Raw genomic sequence first — 9,209 nt, forward strand, 5'->3', positions numbered from 1 at the left:
TTGTAGTAAGTTATTTGGAATCAAAATTATTGGTGCCATAATCTGGTGAACAGATTTAGTTCCGAGTGGAGTTACACGTTCATGGCTAATCTCGTTTGGGAACGTTACCCCTTTCTTTCTGAAAACCCGAACGGTAGATCATGGCTGGTTCTGCTGGGAAACTTGGGACGTGCCGACGCAACGCTCGACGCCTATGCGCGCGCACTCAGCAATTACTTTCGTTTTTGCCAAGGCTTGGGAGTGGAAGCCGAAAAAGCCACGCTGGAGCACGTTTCCCTTTATGTTCGGTATCTGGGAGGCGATGCTCAGGATGGAAAAACGTCATACCGCCACTCGAATGCTACGATGCAGCAGTACCTTACGGCAGTTCGCCTGTGGTATGACCATTTGGTTTACCAAGATATTCGGGACTTTAATCCAGTCCCTCGTGGCACTTATCTGAATCGAAATAGCGACTACCATCCTGGATTTGCGCAAGGTTTGATTCGGCGACTTAAACTACTACCTGCCATTCCCTCGGAAGAGGATTGGAAAAAACTCATCGAAGCGGTTACTCAGGAATCTCTTCGAAATAGATTGATGTTCGCTCTGGCTTATTATGGCGCCTTGCGGCGTGAGGAATTGGTGAATTTGCGTGTCACCGACTTCGATTTTGCTCATCGCCTCATTCGTATTCGACCCGAAACCACAAAGAGCAGTACACCTCGAACAGTCTGTTATGCCGCTACTGCTGGAAATGCATTGAGCGAATATTTGGTTTATCGTCATCGGATCAATCAGCAAGCCGGATTAGTATTTTTCTCCGAATCACGCCGCAACGCTGGTCAGCCAATTTCGAAATGGACCTGGAGCAAGATTGTCGAAGGCTTGGCAAAACAGGCCGGTGTCGAGGGCTTTAGTACACATAGCTTGCGCCATCTGCGTTTGACTCACCTCGCACAAGCTGGCTGGAAACTGCATGAGCTGAGTGCCTATGCAGGACACCGCAACCCGCAAACGACATTGATGTACCTTCATCTTTCCGGCGCAGACCTACTAAACCGGATGACTGAGGCCATCCGTTATGCCGATGCCAAAATCGACGCGGCTTTATTTGCGAAGATGGAGTAATGCCCTATGGCTCAATTAGATTCTGTAAGTGCGAAGAATTGGCAATGGCCTCTTGATTTGGCTCAGTATGATCGAAGTCCATATCTATCGGAAACTGAAGAATGTGCATTGGTCAGTTGGAGTAATACCATGAGGGTTAGAGCTGCTGTGCCAAGGCTTTATTTGCCGCTACGGGATGTGGCGGCTTTGAGTTCGAAGCAAAGCCTGCTAGAAAGGCACGCCAAAGCTCAGACCGCCATCCTGCAAGAGATTCAGCGAACTCAGCAGCCCTACTGGGCTTGGAGTCAGCAGGCTTGGATTGATTTAGTCCGCCACCCATTAATCCACTCAAGCGCACGACTTTTCATCACCGCGAATGCTTATCTTCTTTGCGATTTCCGCCTCGTCCATTGCATTGGCCCTATATTTTATTTATCCGGTCTTGGGCGATTGATTTTCGGAGAAGAACTTTTCGAACGCGAATGTGGGCGTTTACATCAGGCTTTACAGAAAATTGGGTATGGCAAAGTTAATCTGCAACAGAATTTTCCATCCATCCTGGCAGCGGTAATGCTGGAAAACCGCAACCCCTACCTAGAAAGTTTCGATACCGAACTCTTGGAACGCACCCGTGAAAAGTACAGCGCCCAAGCTCACGGTATCGGCAAGCTCTCCCACGGGTTGGCCGCACTGGGAATCCTGCCCGAGCCACTCCGGATGCGCAATTATGTCTCATGGAAGGAAAAAAGCGGTGGTGGTATTGCGCCGCAATGGGTCGATTATTGCCGGCGATGGCGGGAAACATCGACCTTGCAACCTAAAACACGGGAGTCTAACTACAGCTATATTCTGCGTGCAGGCCTGTGGCTAGCCCAAATTCATCCAGAAATCACCAGTCCGGCGGATTGGACGGTCGAAACCTGTGCTGATTTTCTCGCAGCCCTAAATCGGCTCAAGGTTGGCGAATGGCAGCTTCATTCGTTCGACTATACTGGGCGAGTTAATCTAGGAACGCCGCTTGGCGCTAATTCCAAACGCTCGGTACTGTATGCCATGCGGCGTTTCTTCCGTGACATTCAACATTGGGGCTGGGTCCGGCTGAAGTTTAATCCGTATTATCATTTGGCCACACCGAATTCAATCTTGAGATTATGCGGCCCCAATCCGCGAGCCATAGACGACAATTTTTGGCTCAAATTGGTATGGGCCAGCCTCAATCTTGAGGCGAACGATAAACTGAGTGAGATTTGGTATCCCTTAGAAATGTTGCGGGCGATCAGCGTCGTATGGACTCATGCCGGACTGCGCCAGAACGAAATCATCCGCCTTCGCGTCGGCTGTGCGCGAGCCCAAAATGATCCCATTATTGATGAAACGACCGGCACAACAATTGCCGCCGGTACATTATGCTATTTAGATGTGCCGGCCGGCAAAACCTTCACCGCCTTCGCAAAACCGGTGAGTGCAATCGTCCGGCAGTTTATCACTGAATGGGAAGCAATTCGGCCTGAACAAGGTTTCTTAATCGATCCCAAGACAGGTGAACGCGTACGGTTTTTGTTTCAGTACCGTGGCAAGACGATTGGACACTCGGCAATCAATGATACGATCATCCCGATGTTATGCGCCAAAGCCGGATTGCCTGTAGAGGACAGCAGAGGCAAAATCAGCAGCCACAGGGGACGCGCCTCGGCTGTCACTGCCTTAGCTAGCGTACCTCAAGGGATGTCCCTATTTGATTTGATGCGATGGTCAGGCCATCGCAGTCCAAAATCTACTTTGTACTATATTCGCACGAAACCTACGCAGTTAGCCGGCGCTTTTGCGAAAGCTGATCAGATGTCACACCTAATCGAAGTACTTATCGACCATACAGCCGTGGTCAGTGGAGCCGCAGCCAAGGGTGAGCCTTACCGATATTATGATTTAGGCTCCTCTTATTGCTCGAACCCCTTCTGGAGTACCTGCCCACACCGTATGGCCTGCGCTGGCTGCGACTTCAATATACCCAAGGATTCGGTCAAGGGTGAAGCACTGGCGGCCAAAGCGTTTTTGCACCGTTATCTTGAGGAGGTGCCATTAACGCCCGAGGAACAACAGATCGTCAAGGGTGACCTTCAGAAGCTGGAAGCCATGCTGGACAAGCTAAAAAATGTTCCAACCCTGGATGGCAGAACGCCGCAGCAAATTCATGGGAATGAAGTTCCCTAATAAATTAGAACAAAAAGTATACTTTGGCGCCACTTAAAAAGCTTATTCATATGTCCGACCTACGCAATTCCCTTTCTGCACTGCCGCCGCGACCCCTGATTGCCTTAGTGGACTGCAACTCATTTTATGTCAGTTGCGAGTGCGTATTCCGTCCGGATTTATGGGATAAGCCGGTAGGCGTACTCAGCAATAACGATGGTTGCTTTATCGCTAGGAACAAGGCTTTAAAATCCCTCGGTGTCAAAATGGGGGTGCCGCTTTATCAAGTGGCCGACTTGGTTAAAAAACATGATGTCCATCTATTTTCATCAAATTTCGCGTTGTATGGCGACATGTCATCCAGAGTGATGTCATTATTAGAGACATTTTCACCGAGCACCGAAATTTATTCGATTGACGAGGCATTCTTAGATTTGACCGGGATTTGTCAGCAAGACCCTATCGGTTATGGTCTCACTATTAAACAATCGATCCAGAAAAATACCGGCATCCCAGTTTGCGTCGGAATGGGGCCGACTAAAACGTTGGCGAAACTGGCAAATTTTGCCGCAAAAAAATGGCCTAAAACCAACGGTGTTGTGGATTTGTCCTGCCCTCAACGGCGGGAGCGGTTAATGCGCCTGTTACCGGTCAATGGAGTCTGGGGTATCGGTTCAAGCCTAAGCCAGCAGCTCTCGCAACTCGGCATTCACACCGTCTGGACTTTGGCGCAGCAGCCCGTTCAACGAATGCAGTCGCAGTTTAGTGTTGTTTTGGCTCGAACGATCATGGAATTAAATGGCATTTCCTGCCTGGAGCTTGCAGAAATAGCGCAGGACAAACAAGAAATCATGTGTTCCCGAAGTTTTAAGCGGCCTTTAGAAAATTTGAAGGAATTATCGGAAGCTTTAGCCGAGTTCTGCAGCCGGGCAGCGGAAAAGCTCAGAGCACAGGATTCGACAGCAGATCGTTTAACCGTGTTTATCAGGACTAACCCGTTTAATCCACAAGAACCTCAATATCAACGTTCAGCAACTTTGAAATTGGCAATAGGCACGCAAGATACACGCAGGTTGATCAATGTTGCCAAGCAGTTGTTGCAGGGTATTTACAAGGAGGGTTACCGTTACCAGAAATGCGGAATCCAATTAAGTGGCCTTTACCCCAATACCATGCCTGGTCAGACGGATTTGTTTGCCAACCCAAAATCTTCAAAGGAGCGAGAGTTAATGGCCTGCTTCGATAAAATCAACCATCGGTTTCCTAAGTCCATATCTATAGCCGCCACAGGATTAAACAAAAGCTGGCAGTTCCAGCCCGAACGCATGTCAAAACGCTATACAACCCAGTGGGATGAGTTGGCGATTGTAAAATGCAGCTAGCTAATCATTACTCAGAGTGGGCAAAAAGATACCTGATGTGCTTACTGGATGGGTAGTGAAAGGCAAGCAACGACCCAAACTTGACGGTCGCACTTCTCCAAACCAGTCAGTCAGCTAAATCCAGCGCCTGGGAACTGGAGATCTACAAAGCGGCCATTGGCGACCGCATCCAACGGCCAATTTTGCGACATCCACATATAGAGGGTGCCTGCCAATATCGAGCCCTCGCCATTTCGGCAAACACAGAGTGAGAAATCAATAAACACCTTTCACTCGGTTTTACTTACAGCCATTTTTTGCGGGACAAGTGATTACTGAAGGTGGACATGATAGCGATTATGTAAGAACCCAATTGAATTTTGTATTTTAAAAAACTGTGCGTAACCATAGGCTGTAATAATAGCTACCCATCACTACAGTACGTTAACGAGGTAAGACATGGGTAAAGGTCGGCTGGAGGCATTCAGTGATGGGGTACTGGCCATCATTATCACCATCATGGTATTGGAATTGAAAGTACCCCATACTGCGGACATCAATGCGCTGATTCCTTTGATTCCTGTGCTTTTAAGCTATGTGTTGAGCTTCGTCTATGTAGGCATTTACTGGAATAACCATCACCATTTACTGCAAACATGCCAAAAAGTCACTGGTTCGATACTGTGGGCAAACCTGCATTTATTGTTCTGGTTATCGTTATTTCCGTTCACAACTGCCTGGATGGGGGAAAATCACTTTGCGGCTATACCAACGATGGCTTACGGAGTGGTTCTATTGATGGCAGCAATCGCTTATATATTATTACAATACCTCATCATCGTTTCACAAGGGACAAATTCGCTATTAAAAAGATCTGTCGGTAGCGACTGGAAGGGTAAATCCTCACCATTGATTTACTTAATAGCGACACTAAGCACGTTTTGGTCGCCATGGTTAGCTCAAGGGCTTTATGTGCTGGTCGCATTGCTATGGTTAGTGCCAGATCGACGTATTGAGAACGTGATGTCTGAATATTAAAAGGATTTTTGATTTGCCAAGCAAATGACCAAATAAAACTGGGCTTTTCATTGTAACCTTCAACAATAAATTGAGTTGGTGAAGGTCTGCTCAAGCCTATTTGAAGGTCAGCTATTGAGAAACATGTATGGCGGCTTTCTGGCAGATTGGTTCAGCACCCATTAAAACAATGGCTTGCGCGTCAATTTTTCTTGAAAAACTGCAATAATCAGAGGTTTCCTAACCCCTTTAAACGCCATAATCGGACTTTTGATTTAGTTTTGCCTAACCTGTGATTTTTTAAAAACCTATCCGCAGACTTTTCAATACTTCTGCCACTTCGGGTTTTGCGGCCGATGTGGGCGGGAATATAGCGCAGATGGTGCGACGAATTTCCGGATCTGACAGATAACGAACTCGAATCTGATCTGCATTTTTGGTGATGGTGAATTCCGGCATTAGCGCAACACCGATTCCGGCGCGTACCATACTCAGTATCCACTCTTCGCTATTACTTCTATAGGCAGCATAAAGATTGACCTGCCGCCCCTGGCACACACTCCTCAGTGTTTCACGCAATTCACAGTTCAGGCGATCCAAGTAAGGTTCAGCTTGTATCGTCGCTAAATCAATTTGTTGCAGTTGATTGAAACGGTGTTTGTCGTTGAAGACAACGACATAGCGTTCTTCGTAAAGCTCTAAAGACTGGTAATGCTCTGCCAGTAAGGATGTTGGTGCACTGATAACTAAATCCAGGCTATCTTCATCAAGTTGATTCAATAGATTGCATTCACTGTCGACGACTAATTCCAGTTCTACATGGGGTCGTTCTTGCTGAAAGTCAGTGAAGAATGGACTTAAATGGTGTGCGGCAATTGTCGTCATCACGCCGATGCGAAGTGGCACAGTATTTAAGCGGCTGAAACGCACAGCCTCAGCTTTGACAGCTTGCGTCTTGCGCACTATTTCACGTATAGAAGGTTCAACCAAACGTCCTAAGGCCGTCAACCGACATCCGCCGCGGTCTCGGCTAAATAGCTCACCGCCAAGTTCATCTTCCAATTTCTTAATTGCTTGCGTCAGGGAGGGTTGGGCCACATAGGTTGCTTGTGCAGCGCGAGTGAACGAGCCCTTATCGCAGACGGCCAGAAAATAGCGTATTTGTTGCATTTCCACAGCTTGCCCCTTTTTAATAGGTTAAACCTATCATTAGATAGAAAAATGGTATTTTACAGTTTACCTAACTCATTATTTAATATAAACACCAAGTCACCTAAATATTCAATATTCCTATGAAAACAGCAAAATTAATCGTAATATACCCTACGCCAACAGATTTAGAAACTTTTGAACGTCGTTATGCTGATGAGCATGTGCCGATGGCGGTCGAAAAGCTGGCCGGCAAAACACGATTTGTCGCCTCATTGATTCTTTCCAATGTAGACAAATCTGCAGCGCAGTTTCATCGAATTGCCGAGGTTTATTTTCCATCCCTCGCCGAATTAAAGGCTTGTCTGAATTCACCAGGCGGTCAAGAAACAGCTCAGCATGCCGTTGAGATTTCTAGCGGTGGTGAGCCGTTGTTTCTGATCTCCGAGGTGGAAACCTTTGATTTCTAATCCGACCATCGGATTTAACATAATCACTGTGGAGGCAAATCAATGCCTAACTCTATCAACAAACTAAAAAAGGCGGCTTACAAGCGCATTAGGTGGATGGGTCTGCTGCCTGTTGTCTTTTGGGTCGGATTAATGCCAACTATTGCCCAAGCGCATCGAGGTGCGCCTGACGAGGCCGATGCTTGCGTTACGAGGGTTGGTTTTGAACGAGTCCATTTCACGGCCTATACCCCGACTCTGTCAGGGGATCGGGAATATTGCAGCATCATTCCCGAAATCGGCCCAACTAATTTGGTGTTCGACTACGAAGGTAAAAGTCTGCGCAATGTCAGCGTGGAATTCGAAATCACCAAAGAACCTGAAGGGCAAAGGGTTTTTTATCAGCAGCCGAAAAAAGTTAAAAACGGTACTTTCGATAGTATGGTCGATTTTAGTCAATATGGTGCTGGTAATTATTTGGCTCACATCGCTATTGTCGACAAGGATAAGCGTCTTGACACTCATATTCCGTTCTCTGTTGGCCTGGAATCGGTTCCGGGAAAAAGCTATATGCTGCAGATTGTGATAATCGGAAGCTTGTTGTTGCTGGCTTATATTGTAATGAAGTTAGCGAATAAGGAAGCGCCCAATCACTCACCTGAGGCATGATCGAATGGTACAGGCGAGTCAAACGTACTTAGGGGGAATATGACTATGAATATGACTCAATTAAAGGTTTATCTTTTAAGAACCAATTCTTGGCAGAAAGTGCTATTCGGGTTACCGATATTAGTAATGGTTGTCATGCTTTTGATGGATCATAGCGGCGACTCGGTAGAATTGGGGCAGGCCGTGTATCGACCTGAGATGCTGAAACGTCTTTGCAAAGCTGATCAACTCAGTGGAGACGCTGGAGAGACTTATGGTGAAGAAACCGAAAATGGCATCAAATACAATGTCCGCACACCAGCCAATTATGATGCATCCGTTGCCCACCCACTATTACTGGTATTTTCTCCGGCCGGATCGAATCGGGCTAAAACCGAAAAAACAACTGGGTTCACTTTTCCTGCTACCCAAGCCGGTTTCATCGTGGCCTATGCGGATCACCCGGAATTATCGCCCAGCACTACCGTAGAATTAGGCACCATTCCCAGTTTAATGGCCAAAAAGTGGTGTATTGATGAAAAACAGGTCTATGTTACGGGACATTCCGATGGAGGGACTTCGGCAATGGCATTAGCGTTTATGACTGGCACACGACACATCCCACGTGCAATTGCGCCGAGCGCAGCAGGGGTTGCGTATGATGATTTACGCGACCGCAAATGCCCCGAGCCCTTGCCGGTTATGATCATGCACAGCAGCAAGGATCGCCTGTTTCCTGGTTATGGTCAGCAAGCGGTGGGTTGGTGGGCAGCTTGTAATAAATGTGATCCTATTCCGGATAAAATCGCAAATGGTTGCTCCTCTTATTCAGGGTGTGCCGGGGGCGTAAAAACGTTGTACTGTGAAGGTGATCAAATCCATTCACATTGGCCCGAGCGAAGTCAGGATATTGTCGAGTTTTTTGTGTCAGCGACTCAAGTTAGCCCACTGGCAAAGTGAAATTGGCTCTATATGAATCGTAATGGGTGCAAAGGTAAACCCGAAAGCAAACGGTCACCCAGATTCCTCTCGGGTCTGCCTGCTCCTTTTAGTGGCTGAACAGTTGGTTGACAACCGACCTGGACGTATTGAGCCTAGAGCCATCAAACGACGACCCAAAACGAAGCCGAATACCGGACAGCCGATTGGGTTACATGGTGCCTTAATTATTAAAATGGGATAGCTACTCCGAGCGGCGGGTTTTGGCCGATTCTGTTGAAAAGTCGGTTTTGTTAAAATTTTAACCAATTTTGCCGTTCGTCAAAATGATAACTGTTTGTTTTCAAAAATAGCTTGCTTTTTAATT

The 9,209-nt window shown here is 47.1% G+C and carries 8 protein-coding genes; 7 read left to right on the top strand and 1 reads right to left on the bottom strand.

Annotation, left to right across the window (positions count from 1 at the left end; translation table 11 throughout):
* Positions 1–81 precede the first annotated feature (81 nt).
* From NP603_RS18930 to NP603_RS18945, 4 genes are all read left to right on the top strand, one after another.
* A complete protein-coding gene (locus tag NP603_RS18930; protein ID WP_064029220.1) occupies positions 82–1,110 on the top strand; it encodes a tyrosine-type recombinase/integrase in 1,029 nt (342 codons plus the stop codon).
* 6 nt (positions 1,111–1,116) lie between these two features.
* Entirely contained in the window at positions 1,117–3,300 is a 2,184-nt protein-coding gene (locus NP603_RS18935; protein WP_064029222.1) for a site-specific integrase, read from the top strand.
* 50 nt (positions 3,301–3,350) lie between these two features.
* Positions 3,351–4,661 (top strand): Y-family DNA polymerase, encoded by a 1,311-nt coding sequence (locus tag NP603_RS18940; RefSeq protein WP_256612422.1) that lies wholly within the window; start codon positions 3,351–3,353, stop codon positions 4,659–4,661.
* A gap of 438 nt (positions 4,662–5,099) precedes the next feature.
* A complete protein-coding gene (locus tag NP603_RS18945) occupies positions 5,100–5,678 on the top strand; it encodes a TMEM175 family protein (RefSeq protein ID WP_256612423.1) in 579 nt (192 codons plus the stop codon).
* Positions 5,679–5,957: 279 nt separating this feature from the next.
* Here NP603_RS18945 and NP603_RS18950 read toward each other — a convergent pair whose 3' ends face one another.
* Positions 5,958–6,833, bottom strand: coding sequence for a LysR family transcriptional regulator (locus NP603_RS18950; protein WP_256612424.1), 876 nt, complete (start codon positions 6,831–6,833; stop codon positions 5,958–5,960).
* Positions 6,834–6,949: 116 nt separating this feature from the next.
* Between NP603_RS18950 and NP603_RS18955 the strand changes: the two genes are divergently transcribed.
* From NP603_RS18955 to NP603_RS18965, 3 genes are read left to right on the top strand one after another with little or no spacing between them, the layout of a single operon-like run.
* A complete protein-coding gene (locus NP603_RS18955) occupies positions 6,950–7,276 on the top strand; it encodes an EthD family reductase (protein ID WP_256612425.1) in 327 nt (108 codons plus the stop codon).
* A 42-nt stretch (positions 7,277–7,318) separates the two neighbouring features.
* Positions 7,319–7,924: a hypothetical protein gene (locus tag NP603_RS18960; RefSeq protein ID WP_256612426.1), complete on the top strand. Its 606-nt coding sequence runs from the start codon at positions 7,319–7,321 to the stop codon at positions 7,922–7,924.
* Positions 7,925–7,969: 45 nt separating this feature from the next.
* Entirely contained in the window at positions 7,970–8,863 is an 894-nt protein-coding gene (locus tag NP603_RS18965) for a CE1 family esterase (protein ID WP_256612427.1), read from the top strand.
* Positions 8,864–9,209 lie beyond the last annotated feature (346 nt).

The organism is Methylomonas aurea (assembly GCF_024505045.1).
Classification (GTDB): domain Bacteria; phylum Pseudomonadota; class Gammaproteobacteria; order Methylococcales; family Methylomonadaceae; genus Methylomonas; species Methylomonas aurea.